At 41.0% G+C, this 16930-nt stretch carries 18 protein-coding genes; all 18 read left to right on the forward strand.

Annotated elements, in window-relative coordinates; genetic code table 11:
• Window positions 1-216 precede the first annotated feature (216 nt).
• Entirely contained in the window at window positions 217-1746 is a 1530-nt protein-coding gene (hutH, locus tag L0657_RS26475; RefSeq protein WP_235153800.1) for a histidine ammonia-lyase, read from the forward strand.
• Entirely contained in the window at window positions 1743-2474 is a 732-nt protein-coding gene (gene fabG, locus L0657_RS26480) for a 3-oxoacyl-ACP reductase FabG (protein WP_235153801.1), read from the forward strand. Before hutH ends, fabG begins: the two co-directional genes overlap by 4 nt.
• A 1-nt stretch (window position 2475) precedes the next feature.
• Window positions 2476-3696 carry a beta-ketoacyl synthase gene (locus tag L0657_RS26485; RefSeq protein ID WP_235153802.1) on the forward strand — a complete coding sequence of 407 codons (1221 nt, stop codon included), beginning with the start codon at window positions 2476-2478 and terminating at the stop codon, window positions 3694-3696.
• 242 nt (window positions 3697-3938) lie between these two features.
• Window positions 3939-4205 carry an acyl carrier protein gene (locus L0657_RS26490; protein WP_235153803.1) on the forward strand — a complete coding sequence of 89 codons (267 nt, stop codon included), beginning with the start codon at window positions 3939-3941 and terminating at the stop codon, window positions 4203-4205.
• Between the two features lie 3 nt (window positions 4206-4208).
• A complete protein-coding gene (locus tag L0657_RS26495) occupies window positions 4209-5075 on the forward strand; it encodes a lipid A biosynthesis acyltransferase (protein ID WP_235153804.1) in 867 nt (288 codons plus the stop codon).
• Entirely contained in the window at window positions 5075-5491 is a 417-nt protein-coding gene (locus L0657_RS26500) for a hypothetical protein (RefSeq protein ID WP_235153805.1), read from the forward strand. The genes L0657_RS26495 and L0657_RS26500 overlap by 1 nt, the downstream gene beginning before the upstream one ends.
• A 40-nt stretch (window positions 5492-5531) precedes the next feature.
• Window positions 5532-5945 carry a thioesterase family protein gene (locus L0657_RS26505; protein ID WP_235153806.1) on the forward strand — a complete coding sequence of 138 codons (414 nt, stop codon included), beginning with the start codon at window positions 5532-5534 and terminating at the stop codon, window positions 5943-5945.
• A 33-nt stretch (window positions 5946-5978) separates the two neighbouring features.
• Complete coding sequence (locus tag L0657_RS26510) at window positions 5979-7061, forward strand: beta-ketoacyl synthase N-terminal-like domain-containing protein (RefSeq protein ID WP_235153807.1); 1083 nt, start codon at window positions 5979-5981, stop codon at window positions 7059-7061.
• The gene (locus tag L0657_RS26515) at window positions 7058-7681 is read left to right on the forward strand and encodes a hypothetical protein (RefSeq protein WP_235153808.1); all 624 of its coding nucleotides are present in this window, start codon (window positions 7058-7060) and stop codon (window positions 7679-7681) included. Before L0657_RS26510 ends, L0657_RS26515 begins: the two co-directional genes overlap by 4 nt.
• Before the next feature lie 46 nt (window positions 7682-7727).
• The gene (locus L0657_RS26520) at window positions 7728-7985 is read left to right on the forward strand and encodes a phosphopantetheine-binding protein (RefSeq protein WP_235153809.1); all 258 of its coding nucleotides are present in this window, start codon (window positions 7728-7730) and stop codon (window positions 7983-7985) included.
• A gap of 84 nt (window positions 7986-8069) precedes the next feature.
• The gene (locus L0657_RS26525; protein WP_235153810.1) at window positions 8070-9254 is read left to right on the forward strand and encodes a beta-ketoacyl synthase; all 1185 of its coding nucleotides are present in this window, start codon (window positions 8070-8072) and stop codon (window positions 9252-9254) included.
• A 58-nt stretch (window positions 9255-9312) separates the two neighbouring features.
• Complete coding sequence (locus L0657_RS26530) at window positions 9313-10281, forward strand: beta-ketoacyl synthase chain length factor (RefSeq protein WP_235153811.1); 969 nt, start codon at window positions 9313-9315, stop codon at window positions 10279-10281.
• Window positions 10271-11041, forward strand: coding sequence for a polysaccharide deacetylase family protein (locus L0657_RS26535; RefSeq protein WP_235153812.1), 771 nt, complete (start codon window positions 10271-10273; stop codon window positions 11039-11041). The genes L0657_RS26530 and L0657_RS26535 overlap by 11 nt, the downstream gene beginning before the upstream one ends.
• Complete coding sequence (locus tag L0657_RS26540) at window positions 11028-11660, forward strand: outer membrane lipoprotein carrier protein LolA (RefSeq protein WP_235153813.1); 633 nt, start codon at window positions 11028-11030, stop codon at window positions 11658-11660. The genes L0657_RS26535 and L0657_RS26540 overlap by 14 nt, the downstream gene beginning before the upstream one ends.
• Before the next feature lie 36 nt (window positions 11661-11696).
• Window positions 11697-12053, forward strand: coding sequence for a 3-hydroxyacyl-ACP dehydratase (locus L0657_RS26545; protein WP_235153814.1), 357 nt, complete (start codon window positions 11697-11699; stop codon window positions 12051-12053).
• A gap of 52 nt (window positions 12054-12105) precedes the next feature.
• Window positions 12106-13263: a DUF2062 domain-containing protein gene (locus L0657_RS26550; RefSeq protein ID WP_235153815.1), complete on the forward strand. Its 1158-nt coding sequence runs from the start codon at window positions 12106-12108 to the stop codon at window positions 13261-13263.
• Between the two features lie 42 nt (window positions 13264-13305).
• Window positions 13306-14238: a zinc-dependent peptidase gene (locus tag L0657_RS26555; protein WP_235153816.1), complete on the forward strand. Its 933-nt coding sequence runs from the start codon at window positions 13306-13308 to the stop codon at window positions 14236-14238.
• Between the two features lie 213 nt (window positions 14239-14451).
• The gene (locus L0657_RS26560) at window positions 14452-16857 is read left to right on the forward strand and encodes a sodium-translocating pyrophosphatase (protein WP_235153817.1); all 2406 of its coding nucleotides are present in this window, start codon (window positions 14452-14454) and stop codon (window positions 16855-16857) included.
• Window positions 16858-16930: the final 73 nt, after the last annotated feature.

The following is a 16930-nucleotide window of genomic DNA, read 5'->3' on the forward strand; positions in this document are numbered from 1 at the left end:
AAGGGCAAAAAAAAGTGTTTTTTTTCGGGAAAGGAGGGCGTTTAGTCTAAGTAATAAGTCTCCAATCATCGGATTTTGAACGTGAGTTTGGGGTAAATTTAGACAAATGTAAGAGTCCTGACAATATATTGATGTACCCCGCCGCTAAATAGCGTTTCTTGTCAAAGCCATAAAAAAAGATTTATTTTACATGGGTTTTAATTACAGTAACAATAAATGAATAGTATCTCGTTAGCTCAAATCGAGCAGTATGCCATTGATAAGAAGGAATTTCAGTTAGCAGAGGACGCACTCAACAACGTTTCAAAGTCATTTAATTTCTTAACAGATTTTTCAAAAGATAAGATTATCTACGGTATCAATACCGGTTTTGGTCCGATGGCCCAGTTTCGCATTGATACAGATAAATTAAATCAACTTCAATATAATCTGATCAGGAGCCATTCCAGCGGAATCGGCCATGTATTGGATGAAACGTATGCACGCAGTGTAATGATCGCACGCCTGAATTCTTTTTTACAAGGAAATTCGGGAATAAGTGTTGGTGTCATTCTGCAATTGGTTCTGTTTCTTAATCACGGCATTGTTCCCGAGATATTCGAACATGGCAGCGTGGGCGCGAGTGGAGATCTTGTTCAGTTATCACATTTGGGTCTGAATTTGATTGGTGAAGGATATGTTTATGAAAATGGAATCCGTCAGAAGACCGCCGATGTGCTTGCAAAACATGGTATAACTCCGTTAAAAATGGAACTTCGTGATGGCCTCGGGCTGATCAACGGAACTTCCTGCATGACGGGCATTGCGGCAATAAATTTAATCTATGCGCAGCGTCTGGTTCAATGGTCCATTGCCGCTTCTTCTATGCTGAATGAGATCATGGAAGCTTTTGATGATTCTTTTTCACAGGAATTAAATGCTGTAAAACACCATAAAGGCCAGCAGTACGTAGCGGCGCAAATGCGTGAATTTCTTGCCGGCAGCGGCATGATCCGGAACAGAGAAGAATTGTTTAAGGATGATAAAGCGCTCGAAACGCGCGAATTTGAAAGAAAAATACAGGAATATTACTCAATCCGCTGTGTGCCGCAAATTATCGGCCCAATTGTTGATACGATCAATTACGCTCAGGAAGTCGTTGAGAATGAGTTAAATTCTACGAATGACAATCCGATTGTAAGACCTGACGAAGATAATGTTTTCCATGGCGGAAATTTCCATGGTGATTATATATCTCTGGAAATGGACAAAGTAAAAATTGTCCTGACTAAACTTTCCATGTTGATGGAGAGGCAGCTTAATTTCCTGATGAACAGTAAGTTAAATGGCAAATTTCCTCCATTCCTGAATGCAGGAACCTGGGGATTAAACTTTGGTTTTCAGGGAATTCAGTTTACGGCGACTTCGACAACGGCTGAAAGTCAGGCTTTGTCAACTTCAATGTATGTACACAGTATTCCGAACAATAATGATAATCAGGATATTGTGAGTATGGGAACCAATAGTGCGGTGCTCGCTAAAAAAGTGCTTGAAAACTCGTTTCAGGTAACGGCGATCCACATTATGGCGATATGCCAGGCGATTGACCTGTTGGAAGCGGCTGAAAAGGAAAGATTGTCGCCGAAAACAAAAATGATATACAATCAAATACGTTCGAAGGCGCTCTTTATAAAAGACGATGTTGTGCCTTTTGAAAGCATAGCAGAAGTGTGTAAATTAATTAAAGAAACCCCTTTTAACGTATGAACTGCGCACTTGTAACAGGAGCATCCAGAGGATTGGGGCGGGCGATTGCTATTCAATTGGCGATAGATCATGGTTTTTTCATTTTGGTCAATTACTCTTCCAATGAATCGGCGGCGGAGGAAACGCTTGCAGAAATCAAGGCGAATGGCGGAGACGGGGAGATTTTGCAATTTAACGTCCAGACAAAAACGGAAGTCGACGAAGCATTGAATGGTTGGAAAGAAAAAAATAGCGAAAAGTTTATCAGTGTTCTGGTGAACAATGCCGGCATTACCCGTGACGGCCTTTTTATGTGGATGCCGGAGAAAGATTGGGATGATGTGCTGAATACTTCCACAAAAGGTCTGTTCAACGTCACCCAGAATATTATCCAGCAAATGCTTCGGAAACGTACCGGGAGAATCATCAATATTGCATCGGTTTCGGGTCTGAAAGGTGTAGCCGGCCAGACAAATTATTCGGCTGCGAAAGGTGCGATGATTGCAGCTACAAAGGCTATTGCTCAGGAAGTTGCGAAGCGAAAAATTACTGTTAATGCGGTTGCCCCTGGTTTTATCACGAGCGATATGACCAAGGATCTGAACGAAGACGAATTGAAACAAATGATCCCGATGAATCGTTTTGGAAAAGCGGAGGAGGTGGCGCATCTGGTAAGCTTTTTGGCTTCGGATAAGGCATCTTACATAACGGGAGAAGTGATTAATATTAACGGAGGAATTTATTCTTAGAATGAACCACAGAGTTGTCATCACCGGAATTGGTATTTATTCCTGCCTTGGAGAAAATCTGGGGGAGGTTGCAAAATCCCTGTATGCCGGGAAAAGTGGTATTATTTTTGATCAAGTCAGAAAAGATTTTGGCTTTCGGTCTGCGCTTACCGGCATGGTCCAGGAGCCGGATCTCAAACCCTTTTTATCTAGGAGACAGCGTTTGGGTATGCACCAGCCCGCGATGTATGCGTATATGTCTACCAAGGAAGCACTGGAAATGGCTAAGTTGGACATAGATTTTCTTGAAACAACTGAAACAGGTATCATTTTCGGTAATGACAGTACGGCCGCATCCATTGTGGAGGCGCATGATAAGGCAAGAGAAAAGTTTGATACGACTTTGATCGGAAGCGGTGCAATTTTTCAGAATATGAACAGCACGGTTAATATGAATCTTTCAACGATTTTTAAGTTGAAAGGGATCAATTTTACGTTGAGTGCTGCCTGTGCCTCCGGTTCTCATTCCATCGGAATGGGTTACATTATGATCAAACAAGGTTTGCAGGACCGGATTATATGCGGTGGAGCTCAGGAAATCAATATTGCCGCTATGTGTAGTTTTGACGGTTTGGGCACATTTTCTGTTAAAGAGTCTGACCCGGCAAAAGCTTCCCGCCCATTTGACAGAGACCGCGATGGGCTTGTACCCAGCGGAGGCGCGGCGACGGTAATTCTGGAATCTTATGAAGCAGCGGTAAAACGTGGTGCGCCGATCTTGGCAGAAGTGATCGGATATGGATTTTCCTCGAATGGCGACCATATCTCGAATCCAAGTATGGAAGGGCAGATCAGATCACTGAATATGGCTTTGAAACAGGCTGATATTTCGGTTGATAACGTCGATTATATTAATGCACACGCCACTTCAACGCCCGTCGGTGACAGCAGTGAAGCAAAAGCGATCGGGGAAGTATTTGGTGGCAAGGTTCCTGTAAGTTCTACAAAATCGATGACCGGGCATGAGTGCTGGATGGCAGGAGCGAGCGAGGTTGTTTATTCCATGTTGATGATGCAGCAAAGTTTTATCGCCCCTAATATCAATTTTGAAAATCCTGATGAAGAGTCAGCGAAAATCAATATAATTGCCGATACCAAAGAACAGAACATCGATTGTTTTCTATCCAACTCGTTTGGCTTTGGTGGAACTAATTCTACTTTGATTATCAAAAAGGTTTTGTGACTTCTCTAATAATGATGGTATAAATCCTGATAGAAAATCAGGAATATACTGTTTAATCTTACTCACCGGCATAGAAATTTAGTGAAAAAAATCTGACTTTTGTGTCTAAGGCTTTGATAAATAGCGATTTAATAAAGGCAATTCGACAGTTCAAGGAGGGTTTCAGCGGTTTCAAAATGAATCTGATAATATTTAAGGTCAATTTGAAAAGTATAACCAAAGAATAAATTAATTTTGTAGCCATGAATGAAACACTTGTTACAATGGAATTGGGAGATATTATCGAGGACACCAGGGACTTTTTGTCAGAAGAATTTGAGGTTGATCGTGATCTTATTCTTCCTGAGAATAGTTTGAAAGATACGCTGGATCTGGATAGTCTGGACTATGTAGACCTGGTTGTGTTAATTGAAGAAAACTTAAATATCAAGGTAACAGGCGAAGATTTTAAAGATATTGTAACCTTCGGCGACTTCTATAAATTGGTTCAAAAGAAGCTTTCACTATAATTAATGAGCCGTTGGGATGGTAAAACCAAAGGGTCTTTATTAGGATATAGAATTTTCCTTTTTTTTATTAAGGTTTTTGGTTTGGGCGCTGCTTATAAACTGCTTAAACTGGTAACGTTTTATTATTACCTTTTTGCGGCCAAATCGAAGAACGCCCTACTCGGATTTTATAAGGAAACATTGCATATCTCTGGTAAACCTGCACTGAATTTAGTACGGAAAAATTTCTATATTTTCGGACAGACATTATTGGATCGAGCTGCGTTTCTTTTAGGGAAAGATTCAGTTTTTGCCCACACCTTTGAGAATGAACAATATTTGCTGGACATAAGAAATGGCGGAAAAGGAGGCGTATTACTCAGTGCCCACCTTGGAAACTGGGAAACAGCCGGTAATTTGCTTAAAGGAAGAATTACTCCCACAATCAATATCGTTATGCTGGATGCGGAAGTTGAAAGCATTAAGAAATTTATGGAGCTCTCAACCGGAGGTTCCAGATTTAAAGTCATACCCATTAAGAACGATTTGTCGCATATTATTTCTATTCGCAATGCGCTGATCAATAATGAGTTTGTGGCCATTCATGCAGATCGCTTCCTGGAAGGTGCAAAATTTATCGAGCTTGATTTTATGGGTAAGATGGCGAAATTTCCATACGGGCCCTTTATAATTGCCTCAAAGTTTGATGCACCGGTAACCTTCGTTTTCGCAGCAAAAGATGGCGAATACAGTTATCATTTGAGTGCAACTGCGCCAATCACGGCGAAAATGAAGCCGGAAGAGATTGCAAGATTATACGTTGACGAATTAGAAAGAAAAGTGCGCCAATATCCGGAACAGTGGTTTAACTATTTCAATTTTTTTCAGTGATGATCGTAACGAAAGAAAAAATAGCAGAAATCATACCGCACAGGCCGCCTTTTGTGATGATCGATAATTTGCTTGAAGTAAGCGCAAGTCGTTTTGAGTCAGATTTTTTTGTCAAGGACGATAATATTTTGGTTCGGTCAGGATTTCTTGAAGAGTCCGGGTTGATAGAAAATATTGCACAAACCTGCGCCGCAGGTTTTGGTTATCTGGATAGGGAAAAGGAAGGTGAACCGAGGATTGGTTTTATCGGAGCCGTTTCAAAACTCGAATTATTTGAATTGCCTCTGGTTAATTCGACAATCCATACCATCGTTACACCAACGCACCAGTTAGGAAATATTTTTCTGGTAAAGGGCGAGAATTACTGTAATGGGCGTAAATTGCTTGAATGTGAAATTAAAATTGTAGTCAACTGATCACTTATGAAGGTGCTTTTGTGGTTACAAATTAGAATATATGCTCGTCTCGGAAATTGAAATTGATATAAGATTTAGTGAAACAGATGCCATGGGTGTGGTATGGCATGGCAATTATCTCAAATTTTTTGAAGACGGAAGGGAGGCTTTCGGCAAAGAATTTGGACTTGAATATCTTACAATTTTCGGTCACGGATATTTCACGCCCATCGTTAAGTCGGAAATAGATCATAAGGCGCCTGTTCATTATGGTCAGGTGATCAAAGTGATAACCAAATATATTCCTTCAAAAGCTGCTAAACTTATGTTTGAATATGAGGTGATTAACATCACGACCGGAGAACTTTGTGCCGTTGGAAAAACAATGCAGGTTTTTTTGGAAAAAGAAACTCGGACACTGGAACTGCTTACACCGGATTTTTACCGGATTTGGAAAGAAGATAATAATATTTAAAACCTTCGGGTAATTTGTAAAGAGAAGTTTGAAATGACCTACATAGGTGCTGAGGAGATAATAAGTCCGCTGGGGCAAAATATTCAGGAGAACTTTCTGGCGGTCTGTGAAAACCGTTCAGGAATTTCGTTGGTGCCGAAGGTAGGTTTTAATAATGAAGATCTGCATTTAGCAAAAATGACTTCGCTGACAGCAGAGAAAAAATTTGAGTTTTTACTTGTTGATATGCTAGAAAACATATCAGTACAGATTGACCCGTCTGTAATTTCATCAACGAAAACACTGATCATTTTAAGTTCAACAAAAGGAGATCTGGATAGAGATATTTCTAACCCATTCGATCCGGCAGTGGGTGCTTTGGTGAAACATTTTAACTTAAAAAATCAACCTATTATTGTTTCAAATGCCTGTATTTCGGGCGTACTTGCAATTAATGCTGCGAATAATTTTATTAAGGCGGGTTTTTACGATCACATAATCGTCATCGGCTGCGATGTCATTTCTGACTTTGTGCTCTACGGATTTCAATCCCTTTTTGCGGTTAGTGCCTTGCCTTGTTTGCCTTTTGATAAAAACAGAAGTGGCATAACCTTGGGTGAAGGTTGCTCCGCAGTTGTTGTTTCAAACACAAAAGAAATTTTTAAAAACCTGCCACTAGAGTTGTTATCCGGTACTTCTGCGAATGATGCCAATCATATTTCCGGTCCGTCAAGAACCGGCGAAGGATTATACCGAACCATTCAAAAAACAATACGGCAAAACAATATTTCAGCGGATGAGATAGATTTTATTTCTGCACACGGAACGGCGACGATTTTCAATGACGAAATGGAAGCTACCGCTTTTGATCGCCTCAATATGGCAAATATTCCTTTAAACAGTATGAAAGGATATTTTGGTCATACCTTAGGTGCGGCAGGGGTGATGGAAACAGCGATTTCAATGCGGATGATGCGGAATAATTTACTGATCAAAAGCCTGGGATATTCTGAGGCTGGAACTTCCAAATCGTTGAATATTGCGACAGAAAACAGACCTTCCGAATTGAATACAATATTAAAAACGGCTTCGGGTTTTGGAGGTTGTAACGCATCCTTATTACTTCGGAAATTATGAGTTTTATTACTGCCTGTTGTCAAATCAGTGAGGAGGCCTGTGCTGTGAATGGAAATGTTATTGTCAGGAAAGACGAGCAGTCAGCCGATTCCTGGTTTAAACAATTATATAAAGAATTGGCTCTCGATTATCCGAAGTTTTATAAAATGGATATGCTTGCGCAGGCCGGGTTTTTAGCTTCTGAATTTATCAAAAAGGCCTTTCCAGAACTGGTATCATCTTATGCCGATGATGAGATCGCGCTGCTGTTTGCCAATAGCGAGTCCAGTTCGGATACTGATATCCGTTTTAAGGAATCGTTCCAGAAAAGAAAATCACCGAGTCCGTCTCTTTTTGTGTATACGCTGCCAAACATTGTGCTGGGCGAACTGGCGATCAGGAATAAATTTTACGGTGAAAATATGTTTGCAGTTTTCCCTAAATTCGCACCTGAATTTTTCCTGCAATACGGAAGTGTCATGTTGGCAACGGGTTCGAAGGCGGTGTTGGCTGGTTGGCTCAACATTCTGAAAGGCAAGGTGGAAGTATCAGTATTTTTAATTGAAGAAAACAAAGCTGACGGATTACCTTTCAATAAAGAAAACATAATTAAGTGTGTCGGTTTGGCAGATCAGGCATGATCATCTCACCAAACGCTACGCCTTCAATAAACGACTACTACAACAAATGGAAAGCTTAAAAGAAGATTTAAAGAAGCAGATAATTGAACAATTAAACCTGGAAGATTTACAAGTTTCTGATATTGATGACGATAGTCTTTTGTTCAGTGCTGATGGAGTTGGTCTGGATTCGATCGATGCATTGGAGCTTATAGTGCTGATGGAAAAGTTTTACGGAATTCAGGTAACTAATCCGGAGGAAGGAAAAGACGCGTTTTTAACCATCAATACGATGGCTGATTATATTGAAAAAAACAGAAATTAAGTCATCGACGTTTGATTTCCCGGTTGCATTTAATTTTCCGGAAACGTCTCTCCGGCTTTATCACTCTCGACGTTTAAGGAATAAATGGCAGTACGAATAACAGGTTTGGGGATAATTTCTGCAATTGGGCTGACCGTTGCGGAAAATCTGTTTTCGTTAGAAAACAGCAGGTCCGGTATTGCACCTGTGAAATATTTAGACAGTAAAAATGATTTTCTGGTTGGGGAAGTGAAATGCTCTAATGCTGAGTTGTTGGGTTATCTTAACATTAAATCTCAACCCGTTTCCAGAACTTCATTGCTTGGTTTAGCCGCTGCAAGAGAGGCTTGGGGCAGGAATCGTCATACACCAGAATTACGTACAGGTTTTATCTCTGCTACTTCGGTAGGGGGAATGGATACGACAGAGCGATTTTACAAAGATTATTTGGATCAAAATAATCCTGACTATGCTGTTTTGAGATGCCATGACAGCGGAAATACAACCGAACGAATTGCCGCAGAACTTGGAATTACAGGATATATCAATACGCTTTCAACCGCCTGTTCGTCGGGTGCCAACGCAATCATGTTGGGCGCAAGACTAATCGAACAAGGGAAGCTCGACCGTGTTTTGGTGGGTGGAACAGATGCATTGACCAATTTTACAATAAACGGCTTTCGTTCACTGATGATTTATGATGATCAATGGTGCCGTCCTTTTGATGAATCCCGGACAGGACTAAATCTTGGTGAAGGCGCTGCATTTTTGTTGTTGGAAAGTGACAAAAGTGCCAGGATTTCAGGTAACCCGACGATTTGTTGTTTGAGCGGCTGGGCAAATGCGGCAGATGCATACCACCAGACCGCATCTTCACCGGAGGGGACGGGAGCAACTATGGCGATCCAAAACGCAATTGAAGTTTCTGGGCTAAGCGCTTTGGATATTTCGTATGTCAATGCGCATGGAACTGGTACGAAGAATAATGATCTTTCCGAATCTACGGCGATGATTAATGTTTTTGGTGACAATATCCCTGATTTTAGCTCGACCAAGCCATTCACAGGGCATACCTTAGCAGCCGCAGGTGCCATTGAGGCTGTTTTTTCTGCGTTGGCTATCCAAAAAGGTTTAATTTTCCCTAACCTTAATTTCAATACGCCGATTGCTGAAACTGGTCTTGTGCCCATAACGGAGTTGCAAAAAGACCAGCCAGTCGTCGCTGTCTTGTCAAATTCCTTCGGATTTGGTGGAAATAATTCTTCTTTGGTCTTTTCTGTTAACCGATAAGAAAAAGTGAGCTAATGCTGGTATCGCTTTGTGAATTAATAAGTAAGAAAAAAACAAAATGTATATAAACGCTGCGTCTACGATTTCTCATCAGCCTACATTTCGAAATGCAGGTTTTTCAGAATTGATCGAGCCGCTCGATAATTCTTCGGAACTGATAAGTCCGAATTATAAAGAATATATCGATGCCGGGTTGCTTCGCCGCATGAGCAAGATTTTACGAATGTCCGTTGCCGCAGCGAAAGATTGTCTGACACAAGCGGAAACTGCGCAGCCAGGAGCTATTATTGTTGGAACAGGTTTGGGTTGTTTGCAGGATACTGAGAAGTTTTTAAATACATTTTTGTCCATTGAAGGACTTCTTCCGCCCACCTCGTTTATTCAGTCTACACATAACACCATCGCCGGCCAGATTTCCCTGAGTATCGGAAATCATGGTTATAATATGACTCATACGCAAAACACGCTTTCCTTCGAACATGCCTTAATCGATACATCGTTGTTGCTAGGTGAAGGAAAAGATAATATCATAACCGGCGCTGCCGATGAGTTTATTGCATTTTTGGACGAAGCTGCCGAACATCTCAATGCCTCTTCAAAACATCATCTTACTTCCGGTGCTTCATTTTTCATATTAGGTAAAAACAAAACGGAAAAGTCTGTTGCCAGGGTAAAGGATGTGAGGACTGCCGGTCTTATTCAGGATATTGATGCTGCAATAGATTCATTTTTGCTGGATAATTTTCTGAATATTTCCGAAGTTGACCTGGTTTTGTATTCGGATTTTAGCGAAAAAGAAAAGATGGATTCAGTTGCACATCAATACTTTAATGAGCACTATCATGCTGATTCCAAACTGATCAATTACACGAAATTGTCGGGATTATATCCTACGAATTCAGCCTTTGCGATGCATTATGCAGTCGACAGGATTCAGCGGGAACCAAAACTGAAGAACGTTCTAATTCTTAACGGGTTGAATAAAATAAATCTGGGTTTAACCTTAATAGAATCTCTTGAAGCATAAAATAATCACGGCAATCACCGGAATTGCGCTTGTTCTCTGCGGATTCGCTTTTTGGGAAACAGGATATGTTAAATTTATTCTGGGAATTATTTCGGCTTTTTATCTGATCAGCACTGCTTATGGCTCGTTTGAGATCCGTTCCAATTACTTTGTAACATCGATCCACAAAGGAAAAAAAAAGTCAATCGCACTAACTTTTGATGACGGTCCGCATCCTGAAAACACACCAAGAATTTTAGATATTTTGAAGGAAAAGGGCGTAAAGGCAACTTTTTTTGTCATTGGGAAAAATGCGGAGAAATATCCTGAACTGGTACGCCGGATTGATGCGGAAGGGCATATTGTTGCAAATCACTCTTACAGCCACAATTATCTGATCGCTTTTTTCTCGACAAAACGATTGAAAAATGATCTCATACATTGTAACGATATTGTTTATCAGATACTTGAAAAAAAACCGAAACTTTTTCGCCCGCCTTTCGGAGTAACAAATCCAAGGTATGGGACTGTTTTAAAAGAGTTGAATTTGCAATCCATCGGGTGGTCATTACGTAGTTTTGATACCCGTGCGAAAAATAAATACCAATTAATCCAGAATGTAATTTCAAAACTGCAAAAACGTGATATCGTTTTACTTCACGATCATCTGCCGGTAACCGCAGACGCACTTGAAGATTTAATCGAACATTGTCGAAGTAAAAATATTGTTATCCAGCCGCTTCCGTTAATAATCAACAAAGATCCGTATGAAATTTTATAAAATATTTTTGCTGATATTCTTGATAATCCAGTCATTCTCTGCTCAATCACAGGAATTTAAAAAGGCCACTAATCCAGATAAAATTCTGTCGGATCTCAGGAAATCATCACAAGCAACCACATCGATTCAGGCTGATTTCAGGGAGGAAAAATATCTGTCATTTTTGAAAGAACCTGAGAAGGCGAGTGGCGTTTTTTATTTCAAAAAGGCAGATCAAATGCGTTGGGAGCAGCAATCGCCGTTCAAATATATCATTTTGATCAACGGTGATAAATTGCGTGTTCAGGATGGCAGCAAGGAAAAAAATATGGGTTCGGCTGGACGTATGGCGGGGCAGATCAAGCAGGTTATGCTGGGACTCGTAAACGGAGATTTTCAGGAGAGCAAGGCATTTACGCTGGTTTGCATGGAAAGCTCCGATCAGTATATGGTCGTTCTGACGCCAACGAACAAGCGAATGAGAAGTGTTTATTCCAAAATCAACCTGGTATTTTCCCGCAGTAATCTGCGATTAAAGGAACTTACTTTTTTTGAAAAAGGCGGCGACAAAAGTGTCATGAAATTCCTGAACGAGAAATTTAATCAGCCCATTGCTGAGTCGGTGTTTTCGAAATTATAGTGCCTGTTTCTTGAATTAGTACCAAATTGCGTCCTTATGTTTCTCAATAATCTATATACCATATCAGAAATCTCTTCTGATTCTCAATCCATTTCTGCTGTAATTATACTGGATCCTGTGCATGAAATTTTTATAGGACATTTTCCGGGAGCACCTGTGACGCCAGGTGTTGTTCAGTTGCAAATTGTAAAGGAATTATTAGAACAACATCTCAAAAAGGATCTGAGAATGAAAACCATGCGGGTTTGTAAATTTCTTCAAATCATTAATCCTGAGGAAACACCTGAGATTCGGATTGATATTAAATTTACCGAGGGAGAAGTCATTGATGTTGTCGCTTCGGGAAGTTATGAAGACATTATCTATTTTAAAACGCAAGTTTCTTATATTTAAATCCGGATTTGCACTGCGTGAGCGTAAAAATCTCACCGTCTGATATTGATCAATGACTTTAAAAGATATCCATTGCTGCATTTTAATTCCAACTTACAATAATCAAAAAACGCTTCGCCGGGTTATTGATGGAGTTTTAGCATACGGCTCTGAGGATATTATTGTGATTAACGACGGCTCTACAGACGATACCGCTTTAATTCTTGAATCTTATCGCGGAAAAGTCCATATACTGACGAATGAGAAAAATAGTGGAAAGGGATTTTCGTTGCGACGTGGATTTAAGGAAGCTATCCATTTGGGTTACAAAAACGCCATTTCCATTGATTCTGACGGACAGCATTTGCCTTCGGATATACCTCTTTTTATAGAAACTGCGTTGAATCATCCAGGTGCGCTTTTGATGGGTTCCAGAAATATGAATCAGGAAGGAGTGCCGGGGAAAAGTTCTTTTGGGAATAAATTTTCGAATTTCTGGTTCAAATTTGAGACCGGCCTAACCTTGCCAGACACACAAACCGGATTCCGGCTTTATCCTCTTGATTCAATAAAGAAAATCAGACTTTTTACTTCGAAATTTGAGACTGAAATTGAGGTAATTGTTAAACTTGCCTGGCGCGATGTGAAGATCATTCCCATTAATATTCAGGTTATTTACGATAGTAATGAGCGTGTTACGCACTTTCGGCCTTTCCGGGATTTTACACGGATCAGCATTTTAAATACCTACTTTGTTATTCTGACTTTGCTTTATTATCTGCCGCGCAGACTTTTTTATTATGTAAAAAAAAAAGGACTTTGGCAGATAATAAAGGATGAAGCGCTGAAAAAAAATGAAAGCAATTTAAGCAAGGCAAAATCAATCGGCTTTGGTATTTTTATGGGAATCGTTCCGATCTGGGGATTTCAGTTGCTGATCGGTATCCCTCTTTCGATCTATTTTCGAATGAATAAGGTACTTTTCCTGACGGCTGCAAATATCAGTTTACCACCATGTATTCCCTTGATAATTTTCGGAAGTTATAAATTTGGCGGTTTGTTTTATAAAAATGGCGTTGAGTTAACTTCTATACAGGATTTGACGTTGGAATCAATCCATGTAAATTTTGTTCAGTATTTTATCGGCGGCACCTTACTTGCACTATTTTCCGGACTTGCGGCCTTTACTGTGTCATGGCTGGTCTTAACTACCGTTCGAAAAAATTCCTAAACTTTCAATTAATACTCAGTCTGCCTTGATCGAGTCTAACTTATGAATTCCACACTTACTTCCGTTACGGATTTAAAAACCTATCATGAGAATCATTTAAAGTCGGCGCGTTTACGGGCGATTGGCTGGGAGCTGGCTGTCATGATCTTGTTTGGCGTCCTGGCTTATTTTAGTAAACAAACCGTTTTGTACATCCTCGGTTTCGTAATCGTAGCCGTTATCGCAATCATTCACCGATATTATTACAAAAAGTCATATGCCCGTATAGCAATTTTCAAAACTTCTTTCCCTGACACTTGGCGCGAAATTCTGAAAAAACATTCCGTTTTCTTTCAAAGTCTGGACACGAAAAACCAAGCTTTATTTGAAAAACGTGTTCAGTTATTTTTGCTTGAAAAAAGGGTAGAAGGGATTGATACCGAAATCGATGATGTGGTGCGCGTCCTGGTTGCGGCGAGTGCAATTATTCCAACTTTTGCGTTTCCTGCTTTTGATTATCCCGATTTGAATGAAGTACTCGTTTATCCGGCTTCGTTTAGTGAGAAATTTGAAATAGGGGAGAATCAGAAGGCTGAAAATATTGAAGGAATGGTTGGAAATCGATACCTGAACCATTCGCTGTTACTATCAAAACCGGCTTTGCTTAGTGGCTTTAATGGAAAAAATGGAGATGAAAACGTCGGTATTCACGAATTTGTTCACTTGCTGGATCGGGAAGATGGCGTCTCGGATGGTGTGCCTGAGCGCCTTGCTGATCATGCCTATGTATTGCCATGGCTGCATTTGATCAAAAAAGAGATGCAGGAAATAAGAAGCGGCGATTCTGATATCAATCCTTACGCGATTACTAACAATGCGGAATTTCTTGCAGTTGTCAGTGAATATTTCTTCAATAATCCGGAGGAATTCCAGGAAAAACATCCGGAATTGTATGAAATTTTGTCCAAATTCTATCATCTGATGCCCGAAAAGTGATCAATAAGTTGATTATTAAATGTTTGTATGAAATTTGAAGATGGTTAACTATGACTATTTATTTTATTTATTAAAATAGTTCTATCTGCATTCTGTGTATTTTAACAAAAAAAATAGGAATTAAACAAAAATAAGCGTTTTTGGATTTTGTTATGAGGCCCCATTCTCTATATTTACGAGAATTTACAACCGTTAACCTAATTCATATCGCGCATGAGTAATATTACCTATTTAGTGCCAGTTTTGGGCCTGATTGGCTTGCTGGTTATGTTTTTTAAAAGAGGTTGGGTTATCAGGCAAGATGCCGGTGACGGAAACATGAAAGAAATTGCGGATGCCATTGCCGATGGCGCGCTCGCATTTCTCAAAGCTGAATGGCGGGTACTCATCGTCTTCGGTATTATTGTCAGTATTTTATTAGGTTATTCCGGCACATTGGTTGAAAATTCCAGTGTTTTTATTGGTGCCTCATTCATCGCCGGAGCCTTCATCTCGGCCTTTGCAGGATACATCGGGATGAATATTGCGACCAAATCAAATGTGCGCACCACACAAGCCGCGCGCACAAGTCTGACCAAGGCACTCGAAGTTTCATTTACAGGCGGTTCCGTCATGGGAATCGGAGTGGCAAGTTTAGCAGTCATCGGGCTTGGCGGTCTTTTTATAATACTATATCATTTTTTTGTTGGCGATAGTTCAGAGGTGAACGGCCTCGGTATGGAGAAAGTGCTGGAAGTTCTTGCCGGTTTTTCTCTGGGCGCTGAATCAATAGCACTTTTTGCGCGTGTAGGTGGTGGTATCTACACCAAAGCTGCTGATGTAGGTGCCGATTTGGTTGGAAAAGTGGAAGCGGGAATTCCGGAAGATGATCCAAGAAATCCTGCAACCATTGCGGATAATGTGGGTGATAACGTGGGAGACGTGGCTGGTATGGGCGCCGATTTATTCGGTTCCTATGTTGCAACAATCCTTGCAACGATGGTTTTAGGACGCGAAATTATTGCAGAAAGTGCAGATAATTTTGGAGGAATTTCTCCCATATTATTACCAATGGTGATTGCCGGAGTAGGGTTAATCGCTTCCATCATCAGTATGCTTTTCGTGAAAATAAGTAGTGATAGCGGCGACGTCCAGGGTGCTTTGAACCGCGGTAACTGGGGCTCTATTATTTTGACGCTGATTGCCTGTTATCCGCTTACGATGTGGATGTTGCCAGAAGGCGTGCTTACGATTCGTGGTGTGGAGTTCACTTCCATGCATGTATTTTATGCTATTTTGTTGGGGTCAATCGTTGGCGCAATTATGTCAACTGTGACTGAATATTATACTGCAATGGGTAAACGGCCGGTGCAATCGATTGTGAATCAGTCTTCTACCGGACATGCAACAAATATTATCGGCGGGCTTTCCGTTGGTATGGAATCAACTGTTATTCCCACACTGGTTTTGGCGGCGGGGATTTTTATCAGTTACGAATTTGCAGGTTTATACGGCGTCGCTATTGCCGCCGCCGGTATGATGGCAACGACTGCCATGCAGCTCGCGATTGATGCTTTCGGGCCGATTGCAGATAATGCCGGTGGTATCGCCGAGATGGCACATTTACCTGAGGAAGTTCGTGGACGAACAGATGTGCTCGATGCTGTGGGCAATACCACGGCTGCTTCCGGAAAAGGATTTGCCATTGCGTCCGCAGCTCTTACTTCCCTTGCACTTTTCGCAGCGTTTTGCGGTGTGGCGGGGATAAGTTCGATTGATATTTACAAGGCGAACGTACTAGCCGGACTTTTCGTAGGAGCGATGATTCCCTTTATCTTTTCGTCTTTGGCGATTGCGGCGGTTGGCCGCGCGGCGATGAAAATGGTTGAAGAGGTTCGTCGTCAGTTCCGGGAAATCCCAGGCATTATGGAAGGTACTGCAAAACCTGAATATGACAAATGTGTAGCGATTTCGACGGAGGCTTCCATCAAGGAAATGGTAGCTCCCGGATTAATTGCTCTGCTCGTTCCGGTTATCGTCGGATTTTTATTTGGTCCGGAAGTATTGGGCGGAACATTGGCAGGCGTTACTGTTTCAGGTGTTTTGATGGGGATTTTCCAGAACAATGCGGGCGGAGCCTGGGATAACGCCAAAAAATCTTTTGAAAAAGGAGTGGATATCAACGGTAAAACCTATTACAAAGGCTCTGATCCGCACAAAGCTGCGGTGACGGGTGACACGGTCGGTGATCCATTCAAAGATACTTCGGGACCATCGATGAATATCCTGATAAAACTGATGTCCATCGTTTCACTTGTGATCGCTCCGCATATCGCCGTGGTTCCGGCAGCTGGGGAGGTTAATATTATTGAAGAGGAAGTTATTGAAATGCCTGTTCAAAACATTGAAACGACAGCACTTAATTTGAAAGGCACAACGGTGAATATCGCTGCTGCGGCTAACTTCAAACGATCAAGTGATAATGGGCATTCAGTGATGAAAGAGCCGTCGGATCTTGATATTGCCAAGGTAAGGCTTGAAGCCGAAGGTTATGGTGAAGAATATCCGGTGGCTTCCAACAATACAAAAAAGGGAAGAGCTCAGAATAGACGGATTTCTATCAGAGTAACAAAAATATAACAAACAAATATGAGAAATGAGGGTGTCTCAAATTCAAAATGAGGCATCCTCCTTTTTTTGATTGATATTTTCA

The organism is Dyadobacter sp. CY345 (assembly GCF_021502725.1).
GTDB lineage: Bacteria > Bacteroidota > Bacteroidia > Cytophagales > Spirosomataceae > Dyadobacter.